We start from the raw sequence: 24,510 nt of genomic DNA, 5'->3' as shown, positions 1-24,510 counted from the left end.
CCTCCCTCCCCGAAGAGACGCCCGCTGCAGCGGGACCTCGCCTTCTCAGGGGCGTGGGCTTCGGGGAGGCGGTGGGGTTGCTTCCTGCGAAGGCGTGCGCCGTCGTCGGGTCTGCCGGCTCGTCGTGGGGCCGTCAAAGGATCAAGAAGGCCCCGAAAGCTCCCAGCAACACGGCGGGCACCGCTGGGGACAGCCAGGTGTGCCAGGCGGGGGGCCGGGAGGCGAGGGGCAGGGTGGGCCAGCGGGTGAGGGTGGCGGCCGTGGCGGCGGCGAGGGTGGCGGCGCCGAGGGCCCAGGCGAACGGGGGGACGGGACCCCAGGCGCCGGCGCGGTGGCCGAGCCAGAGGAACAGGGCCGCCCAGAGGACGCGGCTGACGGCGGAGACCCGGTCGAGGGCGGGGTTGCGGAAGGCGGAGTAGAGCAGCCCGAGCCCGATGAAGGGGAAGGTGAGGGCGAAGAGGAGTTCGCGGATCGGGGGCCCGTCGCCGCCGTCGGGCGGGGTGACGCCGAGGAGGCGCCGGCCGAGGTCGTCGACGTCCTTGCTGGTGTTGCCGAGGACGACCACGCCGCGCCCGCTCGCGGGGTCGAAGCCCGCGTAGGTGCTGTGCCCGCCGGTGGCGCCGTTGTGCCAGGTGATCTGGCGGTCGCCGTAGGCGGTGGTGAACCAGCCGTAGCCGATGCGCCGGTGCTCGCCTGCGGGGAAGCGGGGCTTGGCGGCGTCGGCGCCGGGGGCGGTGCCCGCCATGACGGCCTGGACGAGGCGGGCGATGTCGTGGGAGGTGGACCAGACGGCTCCGCCCGCGCCGGCGTGGCCGTGGTCGCGCCAGGGGTCCATGGGCTGGCCGTACTGGCTCCGGCCGTGCGCGTGCCCGGCGGGGAGCGGTTCGCCGGGATGGAGGACGACGGTGGAGGTCATGCCGAGCGGCCGGAGGAGCCGGTCGCGCAGCAGCGTCTCGTAGTCGGTGCGGGCGTGTTCGGCGAGGGCGAGGCCGAGGAGTGAGACGCCGAGGTTGGAGTAGGACACCTTGCCCCGGCCGGAGGCGGAGACGGCGGCGGCGTCGGCGAGTGCCTGCTGGGGCCCGGCGGCCGCGTAGGGGTCGGCGCCGCCGAAGACGTACAGGTAGGAGCGGAGGAAGCCGGCCGGGGTGGTGCGCACGCTGGGCACTCCGGCGCGGTGGGAGGACAGCTCGGCGAGGGTGGCGGAGCCGACGGCGGGGTCGGAGAACGGGACGGCGGGCAGCAGGTCGCGGACGGGGGTGTCGGGGGAGAGGCCGAGGTCGGCGAGCAGCATCCCGGTCATGGTCTTGGTGATGGAGCCCAGCTCGTAGGCGGTGCCGGGGCCGACGGGGCGGGGATCGGGGCCGCCGGTGTCGCCGACTCCGGCGTGGCGGACGCGGCCGTTCTCGATCAGGGCCACCGACAGGCCCTGGTACCCGGCGTCGCCGGCGGCGCGGCGTACCTGCTGGGCGAGGGCGGCGTCGCCGGTCGTGGCGGGGCTCAGGGCGGGCGGGCGGGGGGCGATGAGCAGGGCGAGCGCGGCCACGACCAGGGCGGAGAGGACAGCTACTCGCTTCATATTTCCGATAATACGTAATTTCGAAGTTCGGTGCGAAGGCGCCGGAAACGCGAAGGGCGCGCCCCCCGAAGGGGACGCGCCCGGAAAGGGTCGTGCGGGCTGTTACCAGTCGCCTCCGCCGAAGTCTCCGCCACCGAAGTCTCCGCCGAAGTCGCCCCAGCCGCCACCGCCCATGTCGCCGCCGAAGTCGCCGCCACCCGCGTCGGACATGCCCTCGGCATAGCCGGCGCCGTAGCCGCCCATGCCCCAGCCGCCCATCATGCTGCCCATCATCGTGCCGATGAACATGCCGGTCATGATGTCGCCGAAGCCGCCGTAGTAGCCGTAGGCGTAGGGCTGGTAGGCCGGGCCCGCGTCGTAGTAGGGGCGGCGCTGGCCGTTGACCATGACCTCGCGCATCTGCGGGTCGAAGCCGCGCTCGACGGCCTCGGCGTCGGCGGCGCAGGCGGGCACGTCACGCGCCACCCCGCCCTGCGGCGCCCAGCGCACGTCGCGCACCGACGGGCCGTGCTGCGGGTTGAAGAAGCAGGGCGCCCGGCGCTCGGGCACCGGCTGGTTGTTGACCCGGGCCTTCACCACGGCCAGCGCGTAGCGGCCGTCCTCCAGCGTCTGGGTCACCTCGCGCACCTGGTCGGGTCGCTCCACCGCGTTGAGCTGCGTCTTGGCCTTCTCGTAGGAGTCGAGAGCCTGCTGCCACTCCTGGATGTGGCTGCCGCCCTGGCCGGCGAGCGTGACGTCGGTGTCGAGCGCGGTGATCTCCTCGCCGAGCTTGGTGACGTCCTCCTCGACGGTCTGCTTGACCGCGGCCAGGTCCTTGGCGTCCTGGATGGCCTGCTTCTTCTTCTTGTTGCGCGAGTAGAGGAAGTAGCCGCCGCCGCCGGCGAGCGCGAGCACGCCCAGCGTGGCGAGCACGCCGGTGCCGCCGCCGCTGCCGCCGACCGGGCCGGAGGTGAGCGCGGAGGAGCGCTTGTTGGTGGCCAGCAGGTTGACCCGCTCGACGAAGTCCTTCATGCCGTCGGACAGGTTGTCGTGGTTGCGGGTGGACAGGTTGGCGGCCTGCCCGGTGTAGCGGCTGAAGTTGGACGCGGCGAACAGCGACTTGCCGTCGAGCACCGCGATCGTCACCTCGCCGCTCTTGGCCGCGGACACGGCCTCGCCGAGCTGCTTCAGGTAAGGACCGGCGGCGGCGTTGGAGGCCAGCGTGCCGTCGGGCAGGGCGGCCACGTAGATGCTGCTCTTGGAGTCCTTCAGCGCTTCGCGGATCGCCGACTGCTCGTCGGAGGTCAGCGGTGAGCCGGACTGCACGAAGAGCGGATCTTTCTGGTCCTTCCAGTGGGCCAGCACGGATTGGGCGTCAGGGGGCGCGGCGGCCGCGTTGGCGGCAGGGGACAGCGCGAGAACAACGAGTAGACCGGCGATCAGAGCCGCGATCGCGGCCCCTGCACGGCGCAGCGAATGGGTCATTGGCAGCAAGCCTCCTTCGCCCATGAGGACGAACGGGCGGTCGGCAAAGTTCCTCACTGCGCACGTTACCCGCCCGGCGCGCTCCGGGCGCGCCCCGGTGCGGGCATCCTGGCGGGTCCGGACGCCCGCGCCGCGAATCTTTGCCCTCGATCTCGGCGCCGGTGACGCTCAGGCGTCCTTGATCTCGCAGATCACGGCCCCGGAGGTGATCGTCTGGCCGACGGCGGCGGAGAGCCCGGTGATGACGCCGGATTTGTGCGCGGTCAGCGGCTGCTCCATCTTCATGGCCTCCAGCACCACCACGGTGTCGCCCTCGGCCACGGTGTCGCCGTCGGCGGCCACGACCTTGACGATCGTGCCCTGCATCGGCGTGACGAGGGAGTCGCCGCCGGTGGCGGCCGTGCGGGCGCCGCCCCCGGCCCGCCTGGGCTTCTTGTTCGCCGAGGGCGTAGCGGCGCCCGCGCCGAGCCCGGCAGGCAGCACGACCTCCAGGCGCTTGCCGCCGACCTCGACCGTCACCGTCTCCCGCGACACCGGCTCGGCCGTCTCGGGGGCGCCGGCGTAGGGCGGGATCGTGTTGTCGAACTCGGTCTCGATCCACCGGGTGTGGACGGCGAACGGCTCGCCCGTGAAGGCCGGGTCGGTCACGACCGCCCGGTGGAACGGCAGCACGGTCGGCATCCCGTCGATCTCGAACTCGGCCAGCGCCCGGCGCGCGCGCTCCAGCGCCTCCCGGCGGGTGCGGCCGGTCACGATCAGCTTGGCCACCAGCGAGTCGAACGTCTGGGGCACGGTCATCCCGGCCTCGTAGCCGGAGTCGAGCCGTACGCCGGGACCCGACGGCGCGCGCATCGCGGTGAGCGTGCCGGGAGTCGGCAGGAAGTTGCGGCCCGCGTCCTCGGCGTTGACGCGGAACTCGATGGAGTGGCCGCGCAGCTCAGGGTCGCCGTAGCCGATCGGCTCGCCGTCGGCGATGCGGAACATCTCGCGCACCAGGTCGACGCCCGCGACCTCCTCCGACACCGGGTGCTCGACCTGGAGGCGGGTGTTGACCTCCAGGAACGAGATCGTGCCGTCCTCGCCGACGAGGAACTCGCAGGTGCCGGCCCCGACGTAGCCGGCCTCCTTGAGGATGGCCTTGGAGCTGGAGTAGAGGATGTCGACCTGCTCCTGGGTGAGGAACGGCGCGGGGGCCTCCTCCACCAGCTTCTGGTGGCGGCGCTGCAGCGAGCAGTCGCGGGTGCTGACCACGACCACGTTGCCCTCGCGGTCGGCCAGGCACTGGGTCTCGACGTGGCGCGGCCGGTCGAGGTAGCGCTCGACGAAGCACTCGCCCCGGCCGAAGGACGCCACGGCCTCGCGGACGGCCGACTCGTACAGCTCGGCCACCTCCTCCAGGCGGCGGGCGACCTTGATGCCGCGCCCGCCGCCGCCGTAGGCGGCCTTGATGGCGATCGGCAGCCCGTGCTCCTCGGCGAACGCGACGACCTCGGCGGCCCCCGAGACCGGGTCCTTGGTGCCGGCGACGAGCGGCGCGCCGACCTTCTGGGCGATGTGCCTGGCCTGCACCTTGTCGCCGAGCGCGGCGATGGCGGCGGGCGGCGGCCCGATCCAGGTGAGCCCGGCGTCGATGACCGCCTGGGCGAAGTCGGCGTTCTCGGCCAGGAAGCCGTAGCCGGGGTGCACGGCGTCGGCGCCGGAGCGCTCGGCGACCGCCAGCAGCTTGCCGATGTCGAGGTAGGTCTCGGCGGGGGACGCGCTGCCCAGGGAGTAGGCCTCGTCGGCGACCCTGACGTGCAGGGAGTCGAGGTCCTGGTCGGCGTAGACGGCCACGCTCCCGATGCCGGAGTCCTTGCATGCCCGTGCCACTCGTACGGCGATCTCGCCGCGGTTGGCGATCAGAACCTTGTGCACCGACGTCCGTCCTTCCTGGCTCGTACTCATCGGAGTTTAAAGCGCCCATCCCGGACGGACCCCCGCTGCCCCGGACGGGCCGAACAATCCTCCGGACGACCATAGCCGCTCGGCATAACCGGGGCGATCAGCGATTCACGCGTCTATGGTGAGGGCGCTTTCATGTCGATCCAGGAGGTACGCATGAGCCAGAGCATGCTCGGTGGCGATCCTGCGGAAATGCAGGCCATGGCCACCCAGTTCACGCAGCAGGCGGAGGCCGTCCGCGCCACGATGACGGCGCTGGACCGCGAGGCGTCCAAGGTCGGCACCGCCTGGACCGGCCCCGGCGCCCAGCGGTTCCAGGGCGCCTGGCAGAACTACCGTGCCGCCTTCCAGCGCATGTCCGAAGAGCTCAACGAGGCGTCCCGGGTCATCAACACCTACCGGGGCAACATCGAGTCGGCGACCCGCTGACGGGGGGAGCCCCGGTCCGGGCCGGGGCTTCTGCCTGATCGACAGGGCAGGCTACTCTTTTCGGACATGATTGCCCGCGCCTTTCTGGCCTGCCTGCTGGCCCTTCAGCTCGGCGTGGCGCCCGCGGCGGCGGCGACCGCCGACGAGTGCCGGCCGAAGCGGGGCACCCAGCAGCTTCCCGGCGCCGAGCCCTGGGCGCAGAAGCGGCTCGACCCCAAGCGCGTGTGGCCGCTGTCGACCGGCGCGGGCGTCCGGGTGGCGATCATCGACAGCGGCGTCGAGCTGAACCATCCGCAGCTCCGCCTGGCGGGCCGGGCCGACCTCACCAACACCGGCATCCGCGACTGCATCGGGCACGGCACCGCGGTCGCGGGCATCATCGGCGCCGTGTACGTCGAGGGCGTGCCCTTCCACGGCATGGCGCCGGCCGCGCAGCTGCTGTCGTACAAGCAGACCAACACCGAGCGCGACGGCGACCCCGACCTGATGGTCAAGGCGATCAGGTCGGCCGCCGACGAGGGCGCCGACGTCATCAACATCTCCTCGGCCACCACCGACTTCCCCGCGCTGCGGGACGCGGTGGCGTACGCGCTGGCCAAGGACGTGGTGATCGTGGCGGCGGCCGGCAACAAGCGGGCCGAGGACGGCACCCCGATCCCGGCCTATCCGGCGTCGTACGAGGGCGTGCTGGCCGTGGGCGCGGCCGGGCAGTCGGGGGCGCTGTCGGAGTTCTCCAACGACAAGACGCCGGTCTCCGTGCTGGGTCCGGGCGAGAGCATCACCTCCACCTGGCCGGGCAAGGCCTACAACCTGGAGCTGGAGGGCACCAGCTACGCGGTGCCGTACGTGGCGGGGGTGGTGGCGCTGGTGCGGGCCAGGTTCCCGACGCTCGACCAGGACCAGGTGCGGCGGCGCGTCATCGCCACGGCCGACCTGGGCACGGGCACCACGACGGCGGGGATGGTCAACCCCATGCAGGCGGTCAGCGCCGTGCTGCCGTTCGAGCCGGCCAACGCGCCCGTGGTGGCGCCGCCGCCGCCCGCGCCGCTCCCGCCGGGCGCGGTGGCCGCGGTGCCGCCCGTCGACCACGCGGCGCGGAGCCTCGGGCTGATCGTCGCGGCGTCGGCGCTGGGTCTCGTGCTGCTCGTCGCGGTCGCGCGGGCGCTCGTCCCGATGGGCCGCCGCAGGGGCTGGCGTCCCGGCCGTACCGACTGACGCCGGCCCGCCGCGGCTCCTACTGCGTCAGCAAGGAAACAAGACCATGAATTGTTGGGTACGGCCCGAAACCTATGTGGCGTATGTGACCAATCTGGTTGAATATAACTAGATCTTGCTTTTTGCCGTGGAAAGGTTTGGGCATGCACCCATTGCGCCCTGGTGATCCCGAGCGGATCGGTGATTACAGCATCCTCGGGCTGCTGGGAGAGGGGCCGCGCGGGGAGACCTTCCTCGGGCGGGAATCCGATGACGCCCCCATCCGGGCCATCAAGCTGCTCCCCGGCGTGCCCGAACCGGCACCCGACGCCCTCGCGCCCTACCTGGCCGCCCAGCGGGTCTCCAGCTCGTACGTGGCGCGGGTGCTCGACGCCGGTTACCTGGCGGACCGCCCGTACGTCGTCCGCGAGCACGTCGAGGGCAAGAGCCTGGCCGAGGCCGTCGAGGCCGACGGGCCGCTGGCCGGCGACGCGCTGGAGCGGGTGGCCGTCGGCGTGCTGACCGCGCTGTCGGCCGTGCACCTGGCGGGCCTGACCCACCGCTCGCTCACGCCGCACAACGTGATCCTCGCCGCCGAGGGGCCGAGGGTGACCGACGTGACCGTCGGCGACCCCGTGGGCGAGCCCGGCTACCAGGCCCCCGAGCAGCTCACCGGCCTGCAGTACGGGCCGTACGCCGACGTGTTCGCCTGGGCCGCGACGATGACGTTCGCGGCCACCGGCAAGCCGCCGTTCGCCGACCGCGACGCCGTGCTGACCGGCGAGCCCGAGGTGGGCGTCGGGGACGAGGCGCTGCGCCGCGTCCTGCTGTCGGCGCTGGCCAAGGACGTCAGCCAGCGGCCGACCACGTACAGCGCGCTCATGCAGGTGCTCGGCGACCCCGGCGCGGGCCGCCAGCAGGCGCCGGACCAGACCGCCATCGAGGGCGTGCCCGTTCCCGGCGTGGCGCTCCAGGGCGTCCCGATCCCGGCCGTGCCGCTCCCGGGCATGCAGCCGATGGTGCCCCCGCAGGGCGGCCCCGGCCAGCCGGTGCAGGGCCCGCCCATGCAGGTGCCCCCGATGCAGGGCTCGCCCGTGCCGGGCGTCCCGCAGCAGGCGGAGCCGATGTGGGGCCCGCCCGAGCCGGGCGGTCAGCCGCAGCAGCCGCCCCAGCCGCAGCAGATCCGGCTGGAGGCCGTGCAGCCCAGGGGCTCGCAGGGGCCGCGCAGGAAGTTCCCGATGGGCCTGGTCGCCGGGGTGGGCGCGGTCGCGCTCGTCTCCGCGATCGGCCTGTGGGGCGCCAACCGGTACGTCGAGTACCAGCAGGTCGGCACCACCGTGGCCGCCCAGGCGAACGCCGACGGCATCCCGGTGCCCAACAGCGCGTCCGCGGCCCCGGTTCCGCAGGGGACCGCGCCTGACGGCGGCCCGGTCCCGCAGCAGCCGCAGCCGACGGTCACCGTGCCGTGGGGCGCCACGCCCGACGTGGACGAGGCCGGGGTGGCCCCGCTGGTGCTGCCGACCGAGTGGCCGACGACCACCGCGGGCGTGCCCGAGCTGACCTCGGTGCCGACGACGCCGACGGCGATGCCGACGCAGCCGGTCGTGGTGCCCACGGTCACGCAGCAGCCGACGGCGGCCCCGACCGCCGCGGCCGAGCCGACGCCGACCAAGAGGAAGAAGAAGCCGCAGCCGACGGCGACCGTCACCAAGACGGAGAAGCCGACGGAGCAGCCCTCCGAGCAGCCGACGGAGAAGCCTTCCGAGAAGCCGACCGAGCAGCCCTCGGAGCAGCCGACGGAGAAGCCCTCCGAGAAGCCGACGGAGAAGCCCTCCGAGAAGCCCACGGAGAAGCCGACGCAGGCCCCGGAGCCGAAGCCCACGCCGACCAAGCCGAAGCCGACGCCCACCCAGCCGAAGCCCACCCCGACCCAGCCCAAGCCCACGCCGACGCAGCCCAAGGCGACGGCCAAGCAGGCGGCCCCGGTGAAGAACCCGTACACGCCCACCCAGGTGTGCGGCTCGGGCTTCGTCGTCCAGCGCTCCAGCTCCTTCTCCGGCGGCGCCACGTACCAGCTCTGGAACAACAGCACCGGCCAGAACTGCGTGGTCACCATGAAGACGGTGGACGTGGGCAAGGCCACCCCGGTGCGGGCCACCCTGGAGGTCCAGAACGGCCCCAGCAAGACCGACTCGGGCAACTTCGAGTACTACGCGGGACCGGTGAAGCTGCCGGCCGCCGGGAAGTGCGTGCGCTACTCCGGCAGCGTGGGCTCCGGCTCGACGAGCGCGGGCTGGGCCAACTGCGGCTGACGACGCCTTGACGAAAGGGCCCGGACGATCACGTCCGGGCCCTTTTCGCTGTCCGTTCCCTAGTAGCCGACGTACCCGCTGCCGTCCTTGGTGCCGACGACGCCGGGCACGTTCGACACCGACCCGTAGCGCGAGATCGCGTAGCGGACGCCCGCGATGATGTTGTCCACCGGGTCGTAGATGTTGCCGTGCCCCGGCAGCTTGTAGGCGTTGAACGTCGGGTCGATGGTCTGCATCAGGCCCTTGGACGGGGTGCCCTTGTCCGCGTTCGAGTCCCAGTTGTTGATCGCGTGCGGGTTGCCGCCGGACTCGTGCCGGATGATCATCCAGATGTCGCTGGCGTTCATCTTCGACACCGGCACGCCGTGCTGCTTGAGGATGGCGATGGCCTCCTCGATCCACTGCTTGACCTGGCCCGTCGGGGCCGGGCCGCCGCCGGGGGGAGGCGGGCCGCTCGGTCCGTAGCCGCCGAAGCCCCCGCCCCCGCCGCCACCGTTGCCGCTGCCGCTGCCGTTGCCGCCGCCCTGCAGGGCCGTGCGGTCCTGCTGCGGGTTGTAGCCGGGCTCGGGCTGCCAGTCGATCTTCCTGCCGTCCTGCGGTGTGAACTCCTGGGTGACGATCTCGGGGATGCCGCGGAAGGTCTGGGCGCGGTCGCCCAGGAAGGCGTCGATGTCGGTCTTCGCCTTGGTCAGCGCCGTGTTGGCCGAGGTCACGTGCGGCCGCGCGTCGGTGATCGCCTGGTTCACCAGCCCGCGCAGCGCCGTGTCCTTGGCCTGCTGGGTGGCGTCCGGGTTCTCCTTGGTGTACGTGGACGCGCTGGCCGACAGGTCGCGGATGATGGCGGCGATCTCCGTACGCGCCTCGCGCAGCGCCGTGGCGGCCGCGTCCAGCGACCCGGCGGCGTTGGCCAGGGCCGTCTGCAGCTCGTGGGCCGCCCGGCCGTACTTGCGCATGTAGGTGTCGAACTGGTCGGCCGAGCGGCCCCGCCAGGCGTTGTCGACGACCTGGACGGCGCCGCCGAGCGCCCCGCCGAACTCGTTGATGTCGCCGGCCAGGGCCCGCCACTTCTCGGCCACCTTGTTGATCGCCGCCGGGTCGCCGGTGACCTTGGTGAGCATGGCGTCGAGCTGCTCGCCGCCCGGCAGGTGGGAGACGCTCATGAGGTGGCCCGGTGTGCCTTGGTGATGTTGGTCTCCACGTTGCTCAGCCCCGCCTCGGTGTCGCGCAGCTTCCTGCGGGCCTGGTCCATCTCGTCGAGCAGCGTGGACCAGACGCCGTTGGCGCAGCCGGCCAGCGCGGCGGAGCCCTCCAGGTCGCCGAAGGCGCTCGCGCTGATCGGCGTGCGGTTGTTGCGGACCCGGCCGTCCTCCTCGTAGGTGACCTCGCCGGGATTGTTCTCGGTCAAGGTCTCCCGGTAGTGGCTGGTGGCCTTGCTGATGGCTGTGCGGCAGCGGTCGAGCGCGGAGAAGTGCATCTCCAGGTCGGTCATGATCCCCCTTCTCGGATGGCCTGCTCGTCGCCCAGGAACGCGGTCTGCATCAGGCGCGCGCCCAGGCGGCGGTCCACGAAATGGCCGCGGCCGGGCGGGAGCGTCTGCGGCCGGACGTTGCCGAACAGGTAGCCCTCGTCCTTGTTGCCCGACAGCAGCAGCGCCGGCGTGGCCATGTCCTTCATGCGCTGGATGACCGGGTCGAACATGGCCCGGCCGGCGCCGCCCATCTGGCGCGACAGCACCAGGTGCAGGCCGATGTCGCGGGCCTGGGGCAGCAGGTCGACCAGGGGTGCCAGCGGGTTGGCCGAGGTGGCGACCAGGTCGTAGTCGTCGACGAACACGTACAGGTCGGAGCCCTGCCACCAGCTGCGGTCGCGCAGCTGCTGCGGCGTCAGGTCGGCCGGGGGCAGGCGGTTCATCAGCGCCTCCCTGGCGTCCTTGACGAGGTCGGCGGCGGCGGCGCTGGAGGCGGCGTAGCCGATGCGGTGCGGGGTCGCCGCCGAATCCAGCAGGGCCCTGCGGTAGTCGATGACGATCATCATGGCCTGGCTGGGCTGCTTCCTGCTCACCAGTCCTTCGGCGATGAGGCGCAGCAGGTTCGACTTGCCGCTCTCGTTCTCGCCGAACACGACGAAGTGCGGGTCGGCGTCGAAGTCGAGCGTGACCGGCATGAGCGTGGCCTCGTCGATGCCGATGGGGATGCGCTCCTCGTCGGCGGGCAGCGCGGCCAGCGGCAGCACGGCGGGCAGCAGCCGCACCCGGGGCGCCACGGGGCCCTTCCAGGAGTCGCGCACGGCCTGGACGAGCCCGCGCGCGCCGTCGGCGAGCGTGCCGGGGTCCTGCACGGCGTCGATCCTGGGCAGCGCCGACAGGAAGTGGAAGCCGTCCTTGGTCAGGCCGCGTCCCGGCGCGCCCTCGGGCACGGCGAGCGCCTTCTTCCTGCTGACCTCCGACTCGTACGCGTCGCCGAGGCGGAGCTCGACCTTGGTGCCGAACAGGTCGCGGATGCCGGGCCGGAACTCCGACCACTTGTTGGAGGCGGCGATCACGTGGATGCCGTAGCCGAGCCCGCGCGCCGCGATGTCGGTGATGACCGGTTCGAGCGAGTCGAACTCCTGGCGGAGCGTCAGCCAGCCGTCGACGACGAGGAAGACGTCGCCCCAGCCGTCGCCCTCGATCGTGCCTTCGGCGCACAGCTGGCGGTAGGCGGCGATGGACTCGATGCCGTGCTCGCCGAAGTCGCGCTCGCGCTGTTCCAGGATGGAGCCGATCTCCGCCACGGTGCGGCGCACCCGGTCGCCGTCGAGACGGGCGGCGACACCGCCGACGTGCGGCAGGCCCTCCAGCGACGACAGCGAGCCGCCGCCGAAGTCCAGGCAGTAGAACTGCACCTCGCGCGGCGTGTGCATGAGCGCCATGCTCGACACCAGGGTGCGCAGCACGGTGCTCTTGCCGCTGCGGGTGCCGCCGGCGACGCCGACGTGCCCGGCGCCGCCGGACAGGTCCAGCCAGAACGGGTCGCGGCGCTGCTCGAACGGCTTGTCCACGATGCCGACGACGGCGTGCAGCTTGCCCCGGCCCTGCCAGCCGGCCGTGGTGAGGCCGTGGTCGGCGGTGACCGACAGCGGCGGCAGCAGGTGGGCCAGCGTGGGCGGCTCCGACAGCGGCGGCAGCCAGATGCGGTGGGCGGCGGGCCCGTGGCCGGTGAGCCGGCCGACCACGACGTCGAGCAGGCTGCGCTGGTTGCCGGCGGCCGGTTCGTCGTCCGGCTCCGGCTCGCCCGTCTGGACGGGCGTGGTGATCTCGGGCAGCGGGATGTGGGCGGGGCCGTACTCGACGACCTCGCGCACCGGCACCTGGCCGTCGGCGGTGGCCGCCTGGACGGGGTCGGCGTGGTGCGCGCCCGACACGTACGCGGCCTTGAACCTGGTCATGCCGGTGGTGTCGTACTTGAGGTAGCCGTTGCCCGGCGCGGACGGCAGCTCGTAGGCGTCGGCGACGCCCAGCACGACGCGGCTCTCCATGGCCGAGAACGTGCGCAGGCCGATCCGGTACGACAGGTGGGTGTCGAGGCCGCGCAGCCGTCCCTCCTCCAGCCGCTGGGAGGCCAGGAGCAGGTGCACGCCGAGCGAGCGGCCGAGCCGGCCGATCATCACGAACAGGTCGATGAACTCGGGTTTGGCGGCCAGCAGCTCGCTGAACTCGTCCAGCACGATGAACAGCGTCGGCATCGGCCGCAGGTCGGCGCCCTGTTCGCGGGCGCGCTCGTAGTCGCGCAGCGAGGCGTAGTTGCCGGCCGCGCGCAGCAGCTCCTGGCGGCGCACCATCTCGCCGTGGAGCGCGTCGTACATGCGGTCGACCAGCGGGAGCTCGTCCTCCAGGTTGGTGATGACGGCCGAGACGTGCGAGAGCGTGTCGAGGCCGAGGAACGTGGCGCCGCCCTTGAAGTCGACGAGCACGAAGTTGAGGATCTCCGACGAGTGCGTGATCGCCAGGCCGAGCACCATGGTGCGGAGCAGCTCCGACTTGCCGGAGCCGGTCGCGCCGATGACCAGGCCGTGCGGGCCCATGCCGCCCTGCGCCGACTCCTTGATGTCGAGCTCGACCACGCGGCCGTCGACGCCGAGGCCGATCGGCACCCGCAGCCGGTTGCGGCCCGCCCTGGGCTGCCAGGTGACGGCCGGCTGCAGATGGGCGGGGTCGCCGACGCCGAGCAGGTCGGTCAGCGTGGTGTTGGTGCTCAGCAGGTCCTGCGTCTCGCCGCCGGAGGCCGTCGAGGCGCGCAGCGGCGCGAGCTGCCTGGCCAGGCCCTCGGCGCGGGCGTAGTCGAGGCTGTCGGGGTCGCCGAGCCGGTTCGTTGACCGCTTGCCCGCGTGGTCGATCTTGACCATGTGGAAGCCGTCGGGCTGGACGTCCAGGCGCAGCGTGTTGCTCTCGCCCGCCGGGCCCGCCGACTCGGACAGGTCGATGACCGTGACGCCCTGGATGGCGTCGACGCCGAGCTGGGAGTCGTGCGGCACGTGCCCGCCGTCGACGATCACCACGTGGTACGGCAGCGCGTCCGAGGCGGCGCCGGGCCGGAACCGGGCGCGCTCCTTCAGCTCGTCGCCGACGAGCTGGTCCAGCCGTTCCATGCTCTCGGCCATCAGCCGGACGTGCCCGGCGGCGTCCACCTCCTCCGGGTGCAGCGCGTGCGGCAGCCACTTCACCCAGTCCCAGTGCGGCATCCACTCCCGGCTGGCGCACACCATCACCCGCATGTCGTCGGGGGAGTGGAAGGTGGCGAGCTGGGCGATCACCGCCCGGACCATGGCGCGCACGGCCCTGGGGTCGCCGGTGAGGTTGATCCTGGCGAACGAGTGGAGGGCGACGGCGACCGGGAGTCCCGACACCGTGGAGTGGGCGCGGACGAAGCGGCGCAGCGCGCCTGCCGTCAGCGCGTCGAGGTCCTCGACCGGCTTGGAGTCGGGCGGCACGAGCTGGACGGCGAGCTTCTGCACGCCGGTGCCGAGCCGGACCGTGCCGAAGTCGTCGTCGCGCGGCCTGCGCTCCCACAGGCGCGGCCCCATCGCCACCCACCACAGCGTGTCGGGGGCCGGGCCGCTCCACTCCAGCGCCTCGCGCTGTTGCAGCGCGGCCTTGCGGACCTTCTTGCGGACCTGGGCGAGGTAGCGGAAGTAGTCGCGGCGCAGGCCGTTGAGCCGGTTCTTGCGCTCTCCGGCGTTGCGGCCGAACTGGCCGAGCGTCATGCCCAGCATCGAGACGGCGAACAGGCCGCTGGCCACGTACATGAGGGGGCTGGAGTTGCCTCCGGCGGTGAACATCAGGGCCATGGCCGCGCCGCCGGCGAGCATGGGGACGTACATGAGCACGCCCATCAGCCCCGCCGGCTGCACCTCGGGGATCTCCGGCGGCGACTCCAGCAGGATCTCCCCGCGGGGTGGCTGGGGAGTGGGGCGGCGCTCAGGACGCCTGACAACGACGATGCTCATTGACGGCTCACTCGCGAGACAACCCTCCTGTCACCTGAAACACTTTCTTACCAGAAGCATTGTCCCTATATGTTCGGCATGTCAGGACTTGCCGGTTAAACCCTGGAGTACGGCCTGTGACATCGCTCGCCCCTCAGCCGGCCTCGCACGCGCCGCGGCAGCAGCACCAGCCCATGCCGCACGCGCCACTGCCGCCGCTGTGCCATGTGACGATCATCGCGCCGCGCCGCCGGGTCGATCTGGCGCTGCCCGCCGACATCCCGCTGCCGCACGTGCTGCCCGGGCTGCTCCGCGCGGTCGGCGAGGGCGGCGGCGAGGTGGTCGGCGGTCCCGGCTGGGTGCTCCAGCGGCTCGGCGGCACCCCGTTCGACCTCGGACAGACGCTCGCCGCGCTCGGCGTGCTCAACGGCGAGGTGCTCTACCTGCGGCCCCGCGAGTCGACGCTGCCGCCCGCGCTGTACGACGACGTGGCCGACGTGGTCGCCACCGGCGTCAAGGGCAGCAGCGGCCGGTGGGAGGCGAGTCACACCCGGGCCATGGGCGCGGGCGCGGCGGCCGTCCTGCTCGCGCTCGGCGCGCCCGCGCTCGTCCTGGCCGGTGGCCCGCCGCTCGGCCTGACCGTGGTCGCGGGCATGCTCGCGGTGCTCCTGATCGGCGTCAGCGCGGCCCTGTCGCGCGCTGTCGGCGACTCCGGCGCCGGCGCGTGGATCGGCTACGCCGCCCTGCCGTACGCCTTCCTCGCGGGCCTGTACGGCCTCGCGAGCGGCTCCACGCTGGCCGGGCTCGGCGCGCCGCACCTGCTGGCCGCGTTCGCCTGCACCGCGCTGGTGGCCACGATCGGCGGCGCCGTCGTGTCGGACGGCGTGGCGGGCTTCCTCGGCACGGCCGTGGCGGCGGTCGCGGGCACGGCCGCCGCGGCGGTGGTCATGGTGTTCGAGCTGCCCGCGGCGGGCGTCGCGGCGATGACCGTGACGATCCTGATGTCGCTCAGCCCGCTCATCCCCACCCTGTCGTTCCGCATCGCCCGGGTGCCGCTGCCCGCCCTGCCGACGAACTCCGAGGAGCTGCGCGCCGACAACCAGCGGCTCGACAGCGACGGCGTGCTCGCCCGCACCGCCCAGGCGGGCCGGTACGCCACCGGCATGGTCATCGGCATCACCATGACCGCCATCGGCGCGCTGATCCCGCTGGCGGCCACGCCGGGCTGGCTGGCCACCTCGATGGCCGCCGTGCTCTGCCTGGTGCTGCTGCTGCGCGCCCGCGTCTTCCACGGCCTCGGCCAGCGGCTCTGGCTCCTGGGCGCCGGGCTCGGCGGGCTGGTGCTGGGCGCCGTCTCGCTGAGCGCCGGGGCCGGCACGGTGGCCGCCGCCGCGGTGGTGATGGGGCTGCTCTGGCTCGCCCTGCTCGTCGTCGGGCTCGGCGTGTGGCTGCCGTCCGGGCAGCTCTCGCCGTTCTGGGCCCGGGCCGGGGACGTGGTGGACGTCATCCTGCTGATCGCGATGTTCCCGCTGTCGCTCGGCGTGCTGGACGTCTACACATGGATTCGCGGCCTGGCCGGTTAGTAGTCTTTCGCCGTTAAGTGGGGCTCTTGCGACGTATGGGGTGCACGGATGAGCGAGCTGAACTTCGACAGCCTGGACGTCGACCAGGTCATCAGGAACGCGGACCTGCAGATGGGCCGCGTGGCCGAGCTCCAGCAGGAGATGGCCAAGGTGGTCGGCCGCGCCGAGGACGAGGACGGCCTGGTCAAGGTGGAGATCGGCGGCCCCGGCCTGCAGGAGCTGCACCTGCACCCGAAGGCCATGCGCCTCACGTCGGGCGAGCTCGCCGAGCGCATCAAGGAGACCATCGCCGCGGCCACCGCCGACCACCGGCGCCAGATGACCGAGGCGATGGAGGCGCTCTTCGGCGCGGAGAACCCCCTGCGCTTCGCCGACGACCCCGAAGGCGCCCTGGAGCAGGCTCGGCAGGCCGAAGCCGTCTACAACAAGACCTTCGAGGACGTCATGGGCGAGCTCGCCAGGATCCACCAGCGCGTCGAGGAATGACCCCCGGGCGAGGGGGTCAGCCCAGTCTCTCCGGCCCCGCCTCCTGGGCGGGGGCGAAGACGTGGCCCTCGGGCTCGTAGAACTCCCGGTTGCGCTCCTGGCCCTCGTTGCCGCCCGCTCCGGCCATCCCGCCGGGCGGGAAGCCCATGAAGCCGTGACCCGTGGCCGCCGGGCCGCCGCGCAGCACGGCCGGGCTCGCCGTCGCCGCCGAACCGCCCGTGCCGTACCACATGCCGGGGCCCTGCTGGCTGCCGATCGGGTTGACGGTTGCGGTCGGCGTCGGCGTGGTGGGCGTGTGCGTGAGCAGGTTCGGCGTGGTGGTGCCGTGCGGGGACGGCGTGGTGGGGGTCTCGGCCAGCTCGGTCCGGGGCTCGCCGCCGATCACCGGGGGAGCGGGCTCCTGCTCGCCCTCCTGGCCCTGGGGACTGGTGGGCTGCTGCTGCTGTTCCGGCTGCTGCTGCCCGGGGGTGTCGCCGGGGCCCGGCTGCTGGCCGTCGGGGCCGCCCGAGTCCTGGTCGCCGTCCGGGCCCGGGCCCTTGCCCGGGTCGGTGGGGCCGGCGCCGTCGCCGGGGCCGGTCGTGTCCCGCGGGGACGTGGGGGAGCCGCCCGGCTGGTCGCCGCCCTGCGGGCCGCCGCCGGACGAGGACCCCTGGCCGCTGCCGGAGCCCGAACCGAAGCCGCCGCCGCCACCGTCGTTGCCGCCGCCGCCGTTCCAGTGCACGGTCGTGCCGGACGGGGTACGGGTCCCGCTGCCGGGGTCCAGAGGCGCCTGCTTGGTGAGGTTCACCTCCAGCGGGGTGATCTCCGGAAGCTCGAAGGCCAGGCCCTCGGCGATGCGGGAGTTGACCTCGGTGATCTTCCGGTTGAGCTCGGCGAGCTGCCTTCTGGCTTCCTCGTCCGGGTCGAAGTTGTTGCGGTTCTGCGAAGGGTCGCCGGTCATCCCGCCGCCGGCGCCCTCGTTGAACGACGAGCCGCCGGTCCCTCCGCTGCTGCCACCGCCGTCGCCGGTCCCGCCGCTCGACCCGCCGCTGCTGCCGCCGCTCGACCCGCCGGTGCTGGAGCCGCCCGTCCCGGCGTTCTGCTCGGCGGTGGCCGGCAGCGCGGTGACGCTGGCCTGATACTCCCTGATGTGCTGGGCGTACGTGCGCATCGGGCCGCCGGTGTCGTTCATGGCCTTGCCCAGCGCGCCCGCGCTCGCGTGCAGAAGGCGCAGCGCGCCCAGGACGGTCTGGCTGGCGTTGTCGCCGTGCCACACCTCGTTCAGCTCCTCGGCGGCCTTCAGGATGGCGCTCTGCACGCCGGCCTCGCCCAGCAGGAGCTTGCCCGCCTCGATGTAGCTCTCCCCGGCCCGGTCGACGGCCTCGGGGTCGGCCTTGCTCAGCCAGCCCGCGACCGTGTCCCTGCTGACCTCGGAGCCGGGCTCGACCGGACCGAGGTCAGCCTTGACCCGGATCGGCTTCCACGCATCGCCCATCGATCATCCCTGCCGATTCTCACGCACTGCTGTCGAGGTGACCGCGTTCGTAGTTGTCAATGGCCTTCTCGACGGCCAACGCCCACTCCTCGATGCAGTCGAGGAAATCGGAATAGCTGCCGCTGAAGACCTCGTACGCCTTGGCGGTGTTGACGCCGAAGCCGGAGGCCACCTCCCACGGGCCGGTCTCGGCGGACCCGACGTTGCTCAGCCCGGCCACGTTGCCGATCGTGCCCGGCCCGCTCCAGGTGGCGCTCATCGAGGCGGGCGCGTTGCCGCGCAGCGTCTCCAGCTGCCTGCGCAGCCGCGAGAGCACGGACCTGACCTCGTCGTGCTTGATGTCCGGACCCCGCCCGTCGGGCTCCATGCCGGGGAAGTTGGGGGCGAGCTCCAGCGACGGCGACTGCCCGCCATCCGGATCACTCATGCCTTCGCCTTGCCTTTCCCGTCGATGAGGTGGTTCGTCGTCGGCACGTCACTGCGGAAGTCGTCCTCGTCCCCGAGCAGGTACGTGGTCCGTTCGCGCTCCTGGCGGTCCTGGCCGGCGGCGGCGCCGCCGGGCGGGATCATCGGGAACATCGGGGAGCCGTTGCCGAGGCCGCGCATCCCCGCCGTGCTCGCGGCGCCGGCCGGGCCGGCGCCGCCTCCGTAGGCGGAGCCGATGCCGCCGTTCTGGCCGGACGGGTAGCCGGTGCCGGGCAGGCCGTTGGCGTTGTTCGGGTAGCCGGGCAGGTTCCGGTCGCCGATGCCGGCCAGCGAGGTGGTCGCGTCGTTCGCGCCCAGGCCGTTGCCGTTGCCGTCGCCGACGTCGGCGCCGGGGACCTGGGTGCCGTTCGGGAGTCCGGCGTTCACGGTCGAGGACCCGGAGTTCACGCCGCTGCCGGGCAGGCCGGGGCCGCCGGGCAGGCCGGAGCCGTCGCCGGGGAAGCCGGGAGTGCCGGGCACGGATCCGCCGGGGAAGGATTCGCCCGGCAGGTTGTCGCCGATCCCGGGGATCTGGTGCTGCCCCGGGTCGAACAGGCCGTCCTGGCCGGGGCCCCCCAGCCCGTCCGGGCCCAGCCCCGACGGGTCGAAGGGCTGGTTCATCCCGTTGGGCAGGCCGCCGCCCGGCAGTCTGGCCTGGTTGAACGGGACGACCGGCGCGTCCGTGGTCAGATTGTCGAACTGCGGGATCTCGGTCCGCAGGTGTGCCGGGAAGACGTTGTTGTTGATCGCGGTGGCCTCGGTCAGCTCGCGCAGATGCTTCTTGGCCCGCTTCATGTTCTTCTCCGCCTCGGACTCGCCGAACAGCTTCTCGCCGAGGCCGTAGACCAGTCCGCCGCCGGTGCCGATGATGCCGCCCTGGGGGCCGCCGAACCTCAGGCCGATCTGGCCGCCCTGGACACCCCGTTCGAGGACCGACGGGTTGTCGGCGTTGTCCGGGATGGCCTCGCCCCTGAACCGCTCCAGCGTGGCCGCGTGCATGTTCAGCGCGGGCGCGATGCCGGACGGGTTGACGGGGCAGAACTGCTGCGGGTGCTCGCTGATCGTGCGCGACACGTCGGCGGCCGACTCGCGCAGCCGGCGCAGCGCCGTGCGCACCACCTTGGAGTCCTCGCTGTCGGTCCAGCTCGTCTCCAGCGTGCGCATGTGCTTGTCGAGCACGCCGACCAGGTTGTCCAGCCGATCCTTGGCCGTGTAGAACTCGGTGGCCGCCTCGCGCAGCAGCTCCGGCTTGTTGCCGTTGAGCGCCTCGCGCAGCGCCTCCAGCGTGGTGATCTCCTCTTCGGAGGGCACGAACTGGTACTGGATCTCGCTCTGGTAGTCGACCATCAGGCCTCGGCCGTCCGCTTCGCGCCCTCACCGGCCTGTTCGGCGTTGTCGTAGCCGCGCAACGCCTGGGTGAGCAGCTCGATCATGCTCTCCACCTGCGTCGTGATGTTGTCGTACGACAGCTTGACGGCGCCGATGCCCCGGGTCGTGCTGTTCTGGAATGCCATGGCCGCCGTCCACGGTCCGGTGAGGGCCTTGTCGTCGGAACTGAGCCTGACGACCGCCCCGCCCTCGGCCAGCACGGGCTGGACCTCGCCTTTTCCGCGTTCGGGACGCAACAGTGCGAGGGCTTCGATCAGGTCGGTCCTGGCGGCCTTGATCGCACTTCTACTCAGGTTCACGCCACCGCGGTCGGTGCCCATGCTTTCCCTCCGGTGTCAGCCAGCGGCCGTCGGCTCCTACCTGCCGTCGAAGATCTTGGAGTTGATCATGTCGACCTCGTGCATGTTCATCTTCGTGATGTCGATGTTGCTCTTCAGCAGGTCCACGAACTGCGACATGTCGTTCGCCTCGCGGTTCCACACCTGCCGGACCTCGTCGAACACGGTCTTGGCCGCACCCTGCCAGATCGCGCTCTTCTGCAGCAGCGCGGTCTCCAGCTCGTCCAGCACGGTGACCATCTCGTTGTGCGCCTTGGCGAAGGCCTCCTCGCCGCGGCCGAGGCCCGCGTAGTTGACAAGGGTCCTGTCGAAAGCGTCTTCTGCGGCCATCGCGGCCTCCAGTTCTGTGAGTAGGGGGTCAGCGGGGCGGCTGAGCGCTGATGAGGTTCGCGATGTGGTTCATCGCCTGCTGGCGCTCTTCGTTGAAGGCGGCGACGTTCTTGTTGGTCGTCCCGATGTTCGCGGCCAGCCGCTGCAGGCTCTGGAGGACGACGTCCATCCGCTCGTGCCACTTGATGAGGACGGCGGAAAAGGCGGCCTCCGACTGTCCGGCCCAGGAGACCTTGAGCTCGGCGCCCGCCGTGTCGAGGTTCCGCTGGACGGTGCGCAGCCGGGTGGCGGCCTCCTCGATGAGGTTGACGGCCGCGATGAGGTCGGACGCGCTTACTTGGGTCTGCGGCTCGGCGCCCACAGTGTCCCTCCCTTACCAGTTCGGCTGACTTGGGGCGTCAATCTGGTGTCGGCCCCTTGGTCACATTAGAGAACTATCGTCCCTAGAGTCGCACATGATCAAGTGAAAATCCCATATCCGTCAGGTGGATTCGTGGTGTATTCGCAGGACGTGCACGTTTGGGGCCATGACTGGGGAGATGGGGCTCTTGCCCGAAAAGCTGTACGGACCTGCGGGGCTGGCGTAGCGTATGGGGGCGATGTGACAAGGGGGGCTTGTGGCTGAACCGGATTCCTTCTCGGAGACTCTGCAAGGGCTGGGTGGCGCGGGGCTCCACCCCAGGACCAACGACCCCAAGTTCGTCATGCAGTACACCCGTGTCCGGGACATGGGCACCAACGTGGCGAGCTTCGGTCAGGACCTGACCGAGATGAGCAGCAAGACGCGGGCCATCGACATCACGGAGTTCTCCTTCGGGGTCATCGGCGGCGGGCTCAACGTCGCGCACCGCGCGGTTCGCGACCACGCCGCGGACGCCCTCAAGCAGGGCAAAGAGGTCCTGGAGTCATGGCGGACCGCGATCAACACCGCCGCCGACAACGGCGAGACGGCCGACAAGGCCAGCAAGCCGCCCAAGCCGAAGGACGACGAGTTCAAGCTGCCCGGTGGGGGCATGAAGCCCATGGGCGGGGCCGGCGACCTGCCGTCGGGCCTCGGCCCCGGCGGCATGGATCCCCTGGACGGCCTGAAGAAGCCGGACGACCTGAACAAGGACGCCCTCGACGGCCTGGACAAGGACGCTCTCGACGGCCTGGACAAGGATGCTCTCGACGGCCTGGACAAGGACGGCCTCGATGACATCAAGAAGCCGGACGACGTCCTGAAGCCCGACGACCTGGACGACCTCGAACGGCCGGGCCCCGACATGCCGGACCGGCCCGACATGAACCTCCCGCAGCAGCCCGACCCCGGCGGCGGGAACCCGCCCGACCTGAACGGGCTGAACCAGCCCACGGGCACCGACCTGGCCGGCGCCGACCCGCGCGTGCCCGGCCTGCCCAACTCCGGCCTCCCCAACTCCGGCCTGCCGAATCTGTCCGGCGGCCCCGACCCGCGCGCCGCGATGCCCCGCACGGGCTCCGGCTTTCCGGAGGGCTTCAGCTCGGGCATGTCCTCGGGCGGCTCGGGCGGGCTCCCGGGCGGGCCGGGCAGCATCGCCCGCGCGCTCAACACCGGGATGCCCCTCTACCCGCCGCCCATGGGAGGCGGCGCCGCGCCGTCCCGCGACGAGCAGGACCGCGAGAAGGGCCCGCTGCTTCCCGAGGACGAGGGCGTCTGGGGAGACGACGAGGACATCGCGCCGGCAGTGATCGGTGGAGAAGGGTAGCTGAGCTGATGGCCTACGAAAACGATCACAGGCTCATGATCTCGGCCGTGGCCGCCGTGGGCGCCGCCTCGGTGATCCTGCCGTACGCCCGCCCGATCGGGATGTTGATGTCCCTGCTCATCTCCGATCCCGCCGAGCAGGATCGGGGAGGCGACCAGTGGCTCGACAAGACCCCTGTGAACGTGGGGCCGGCGGTGGTGGGGCCCGTGGCAGCCGGCAGCAAGCAGGCCCCCGACGGGCGGAGCGCGCACGCGAACGGGGTCACCGACCTGGCCTACGTGCGGGCCGAGCTGAAGCGGCTGGGCAAGGAGATCGGCGAGAACGAGGGCTGGGAGGGCCGGGCGTACACGTCGTTCACCGAGAAGATCAACGTGCTCGACGGGCACCTGGCCAAGCTGGACCAGAACCGGGTGTCCGCCGGCAACGCGCTCAAGTGCTCGGCCGCGTGCTACCACGTCCTGACACTGGTCTGTGACGCCATCGGCCTGATCCTGCTGGCGCTGGCGGGCTACGTGGCGATCATGCGGCCGACGCCGCCCCCGGCCAACGCGACGGCGGAGGCGACCGCGATCAGCATCGTCGCGCGGTTGCACTTCATGCTGCAGGGGATCATGACCAAGCACCGGAAGCTCATCTACAAGGCCACGCTCATCTTCGGCGCCCTGGCCGTCGGCTACAACCAGTTCTCCCAGGACCTGCCCGGCCTGCAGGCCCTTCCCTCGGAGAAGCCGAACCTGATGGAGGCCAGCGTCCTCTGGGACGCGTCCAAGTCCGACCTGATCGACAACCCGCAGGCGGAGCTCGACCCGGGCAAGATCGACTCGCCCATGCCGGACTTCGGCTTCTGATCAGCCCGCGGCCGCGCCCACGGGCGTGAGCGCGGCCGCCGGGTCCAGCGGCGGTCCCTGGGGGATGCCGTGCATGAGGCTCGCCGGCACCGGCGCCACGTCGGCCGCGTCGTAGCCGAGCCTGCCGAGCACCTCGGCCGACGGCACCGGGTAGCGGATGCCCTGGTCGGTGATCAGCGACAGCGAGGCGTTCACCGCGCCGAGCTGCCCCTCGCCGGGCAGCAGCCCGGCGACCACCGCGCTGCCCGGCGGGAGCAGGACCTGGTCGAAGCGGTCCTGGTTGCCGGGGGTCGGCGGCGCCGGGATCGTCATCGTGCTGCCGACCGTCACCTTCGCCTTCACCGAGCCGGCCTGCGTGTCGGCGTGGACGAGGCAGAGCGGCACCGAGGCGGGCACGTTGATCGCGCGCGGCATGGTCGCGGGCAGGGTCGGGTCGAGCACGGTCTTCTTCGACGGTGACGCGTTGGCCGACGCGGCGTCGATGGGGATCTCCCTGGCGGCCCTGTTCCCGTACGCCTTCTTGCTGGCCGGGTCCTCCAGCAGGAGCCTGGCCTGCACGGCGGAGATCTGCGCCAGCCCGTCGGGGTACAGCACGTACCAGCGGGCGGCCGTGCCCTGCGCGGCCGGGACCGTGAACACCTGGCCGACCACGGCGGTGACCTTGCCGCCCGAGCGCACCTTCCGGCCGCGGTAGGGCACGTCGGGGCCGTCGAAGTCGCGGCCGACGGGCAGCGCGTTGAGCCAGGCCGGGGGCACCTTCCTGGGCTGGGCGTCGAGCGCGCGCACGCCGTGCGCGGCCACCCGCATGCGGCGGTTGTTCCAGATCACCCAGTTCTGCCGGCCGTCGGTGACGACCAGGGCGTCGCCGCCGACCGGCCGCCCGCCGACGTCCTTGCCGCCCACGAGCGTCGTGTACGACTTCTGCCCGCCCGAGCCGGCGGGGCCGTCGACCACGCACACCGACCAGGGCGCCTTGACGAGCTTCTCCCGCACCGGCAGCGAGTCGGGGGCGCCCGAGATGCCGACCATCGGCCCGCGCGCGAAGTCGGCCAGCGAGGCCGAGGTCACGCTGCGGGTGGTGACCTCGCCGGAGCCGAGGATGAGCCGGGCCGAGGCGTAGTTCGCCACCGGCAGCAGCCGCCGCTGCTGCTGGCTGTAGACGTACGCGGCGCCGCTCTCCTCCTCGATGAGGAGTTGCCCCGGGTCGGTGAGCTTGGTGGCGTTGCCCGGGCTCACCAGCCCCCAGATGCCGAACACGGCCAGCACCAGCACGCCCACGAGGATGCCGCTGAACGTGGCCACGTTCTGGCGGCGCATGGGGGACTCCGGAACGTCAGGCTCGCCCTGCAGCAGCGCCATGCCGAGCCGCTGCTGCATCAGCCGGTGAGCTTGGTGGAGATCCTTGTTGGTCTGCATGCTGGGCCCGCGTATCCCCTCATCGGTACCTTTGGTCTCCAATATCCCAGCTTGCACACAGGCGTCGCACCTCAC

20 protein-coding genes are annotated in these 24,510 nt (G+C 72.2%); 7 read left to right on the top strand and 13 right to left on the bottom strand.

All coding sequences use genetic code 11. The annotated features are described in order from the left end of the window. Positions 1 to 133: 133 nt before the first annotated feature. From AB0J53_RS17970 to AB0J53_RS17960, 3 genes are all read right to left on the bottom strand, one after another. Positions 134 to 1,576 carry a serine hydrolase domain-containing protein gene (locus AB0J53_RS17970; RefSeq protein ID WP_364173278.1) on the bottom strand — a complete coding sequence of 481 codons (1,443 nt, stop codon included), beginning with the start codon at positions 1,574 to 1,576 and terminating at the stop codon, positions 134 to 136. A gap of 102 nt (positions 1,577 to 1,678) precedes the next feature. Continuing rightward, positions 1,679 to 3,040 carry a hypothetical protein gene (locus AB0J53_RS17965; protein ID WP_364173275.1) on the bottom strand — a complete coding sequence of 454 codons (1,362 nt, stop codon included), beginning with the start codon at positions 3,038 to 3,040 and terminating at the stop codon, positions 1,679 to 1,681. A 168-nt stretch (positions 3,041 to 3,208) separates the two neighbouring features. After that, a complete protein-coding gene (locus tag AB0J53_RS17960; protein ID WP_364173272.1) occupies positions 3,209 to 4,954 on the bottom strand; it encodes a biotin carboxylase N-terminal domain-containing protein in 1,746 nt (581 codons plus the stop codon). A gap of 183 nt (positions 4,955 to 5,137) precedes the next feature. Here AB0J53_RS17960 and AB0J53_RS17955 point away from each other — a divergent pair, with 183 nt between their 5' ends. From AB0J53_RS17955 to AB0J53_RS17945, 3 genes are all read left to right on the top strand, one after another. Next, on the top strand, positions 5,138 to 5,410 hold the full coding sequence (locus tag AB0J53_RS17955; RefSeq protein WP_219499876.1) for a WXG100 family type VII secretion target: 273 nt from the start codon (positions 5,138 to 5,140) through the stop codon (positions 5,408 to 5,410). Positions 5,411 to 5,476: 66 nt separating this feature from the next. Then, on the top strand, positions 5,477 to 6,625 hold the full coding sequence (locus AB0J53_RS17950; protein ID WP_219499875.1) for a S8 family serine peptidase: 1,149 nt from the start codon (positions 5,477 to 5,479) through the stop codon (positions 6,623 to 6,625). 143 nt (positions 6,626 to 6,768) lie between these two features. Next, positions 6,769 to 8,916: a serine/threonine protein kinase gene (locus AB0J53_RS17945; protein WP_364173268.1), complete on the top strand. Its 2,148-nt coding sequence runs from the start codon at positions 6,769 to 6,771 to the stop codon at positions 8,914 to 8,916. Positions 8,917 to 8,975: 59 nt separating this feature from the next. On the opposite strand, the gene AB0J53_RS17940 is transcribed toward AB0J53_RS17945, so the two are convergent. Genes AB0J53_RS17940 through eccCa form a run of 3 tightly spaced genes read right to left on the bottom strand, consistent with a single transcriptional unit; the run spans position 8,976 to position 14,400 of the window. Next, positions 8,976 to 10,076, bottom strand: a complete 1,101-nt coding sequence (locus tag AB0J53_RS17940) for a transglycosylase SLT domain-containing protein (RefSeq protein WP_364173265.1) — start codon at positions 10,074 to 10,076, stop codon at positions 8,976 to 8,978. Continuing rightward, positions 10,073 to 10,405, bottom strand: coding sequence for a hypothetical protein (locus AB0J53_RS17935; RefSeq protein WP_219499869.1), 333 nt, complete (start codon positions 10,403 to 10,405; stop codon positions 10,073 to 10,075). Before AB0J53_RS17935 ends, AB0J53_RS17940 begins: the two co-directional genes overlap by 4 nt. Beyond that, the gene (gene eccCa, locus AB0J53_RS17930; protein WP_364173262.1) at positions 10,402 to 14,400 is read right to left on the bottom strand and encodes a type VII secretion protein EccCa; all 3,999 of its coding nucleotides are present in this window, start codon (positions 14,398 to 14,400) and stop codon (positions 10,402 to 10,404) included. Before eccCa ends, AB0J53_RS17935 begins: the two co-directional genes overlap by 4 nt. Positions 14,401 to 14,573: 173 nt before the next feature. Between eccCa and eccD the strand changes: the two genes are divergently transcribed. Together eccD and AB0J53_RS17920 are read left to right on the top strand one after the other, a co-directional pair. Continuing rightward, positions 14,574 to 15,962: a type VII secretion integral membrane protein EccD gene (gene eccD / locus AB0J53_RS17925; RefSeq protein WP_219499977.1), complete on the top strand. Its 1,389-nt coding sequence runs from the start codon at positions 14,574 to 14,576 to the stop codon at positions 15,960 to 15,962. A 48-nt stretch (positions 15,963 to 16,010) separates the two neighbouring features. Continuing rightward, positions 16,011 to 16,448 carry a YbaB/EbfC family nucleoid-associated protein gene (locus AB0J53_RS17920; protein ID WP_219499866.1) on the top strand — a complete coding sequence of 146 codons (438 nt, stop codon included), beginning with the start codon at positions 16,011 to 16,013 and terminating at the stop codon, positions 16,446 to 16,448. Positions 16,449 to 16,464: 16 nt separating this feature from the next. Here the strand turns inward: AB0J53_RS17920 and AB0J53_RS17915 are convergent, their stop codons facing one another. The 6 genes from AB0J53_RS17915 to AB0J53_RS17890 are packed head-to-tail and all read right to left on the bottom strand — an operon-like array spanning position 16,465 to position 20,805. Beyond that, positions 16,465 to 17,922 carry a hypothetical protein gene (locus AB0J53_RS17915; protein ID WP_364173257.1) on the bottom strand — a complete coding sequence of 486 codons (1,458 nt, stop codon included), beginning with the start codon at positions 17,920 to 17,922 and terminating at the stop codon, positions 16,465 to 16,467. 19 nt (positions 17,923 to 17,941) lie between these two features. Beyond that, the gene (locus AB0J53_RS17910) at positions 17,942 to 18,349 is read right to left on the bottom strand and encodes a hypothetical protein (protein WP_364173254.1); all 408 of its coding nucleotides are present in this window, start codon (positions 18,347 to 18,349) and stop codon (positions 17,942 to 17,944) included. After that, the gene (locus tag AB0J53_RS17905; RefSeq protein WP_364173251.1) at positions 18,346 to 19,734 is read right to left on the bottom strand and encodes a hypothetical protein; all 1,389 of its coding nucleotides are present in this window, start codon (positions 19,732 to 19,734) and stop codon (positions 18,346 to 18,348) included. Before AB0J53_RS17905 ends, AB0J53_RS17910 begins: the two co-directional genes overlap by 4 nt. Next, on the bottom strand, positions 19,734 to 20,096 hold the full coding sequence (locus AB0J53_RS17900; protein WP_219499856.1) for a hypothetical protein: 363 nt from the start codon (positions 20,094 to 20,096) through the stop codon (positions 19,734 to 19,736). The genes AB0J53_RS17905 and AB0J53_RS17900 overlap by 1 nt, the downstream gene beginning before the upstream one ends. A gap of 36 nt (positions 20,097 to 20,132) precedes the next feature. Beyond that, entirely contained in the window at positions 20,133 to 20,444 is a 312-nt protein-coding gene (locus AB0J53_RS17895) for a WXG100 family type VII secretion target (RefSeq protein WP_219499854.1), read from the bottom strand. 28 nt (positions 20,445 to 20,472) lie between these two features. After that, positions 20,473 to 20,805, bottom strand: coding sequence for a WXG100 family type VII secretion target (locus tag AB0J53_RS17890; protein WP_219499852.1), 333 nt, complete (start codon positions 20,803 to 20,805; stop codon positions 20,473 to 20,475). 256 nt (positions 20,806 to 21,061) lie between these two features. Between AB0J53_RS17890 and AB0J53_RS17885 the strand changes: the two genes are divergently transcribed. Continuing rightward, complete coding sequence (locus AB0J53_RS17885) at positions 21,062 to 22,171, top strand: hypothetical protein (RefSeq protein WP_364173246.1); 1,110 nt, start codon at positions 21,062 to 21,064, stop codon at positions 22,169 to 22,171. A gap of 35 nt (positions 22,172 to 22,206) precedes the next feature. Further along, positions 22,207 to 23,019: a hypothetical protein gene (locus AB0J53_RS17880; RefSeq protein WP_364173243.1), complete on the top strand. Its 813-nt coding sequence runs from the start codon at positions 22,207 to 22,209 to the stop codon at positions 23,017 to 23,019. Here the strand turns inward: AB0J53_RS17880 and eccB are convergent, their stop codons facing one another. Beyond that, a complete protein-coding gene (eccB, locus tag AB0J53_RS17875; protein ID WP_364173240.1) occupies positions 23,020 to 24,435 on the bottom strand; it encodes a type VII secretion protein EccB in 1,416 nt (471 codons plus the stop codon). It lies immediately after the preceding gene. Positions 24,436 to 24,510 lie beyond the last annotated feature (75 nt).

It is taken from the genome of Nonomuraea sp. NPDC049725 (assembly GCF_040674795.1).
GTDB lineage: Bacteria > Actinomycetota > Actinomycetes > Streptosporangiales > Streptosporangiaceae > Nonomuraea > Nonomuraea ceibae.
Note: the sequence above shows the minus strand (reverse complement) of the source record. Positions and strands in the feature narration are given on the sequence as shown.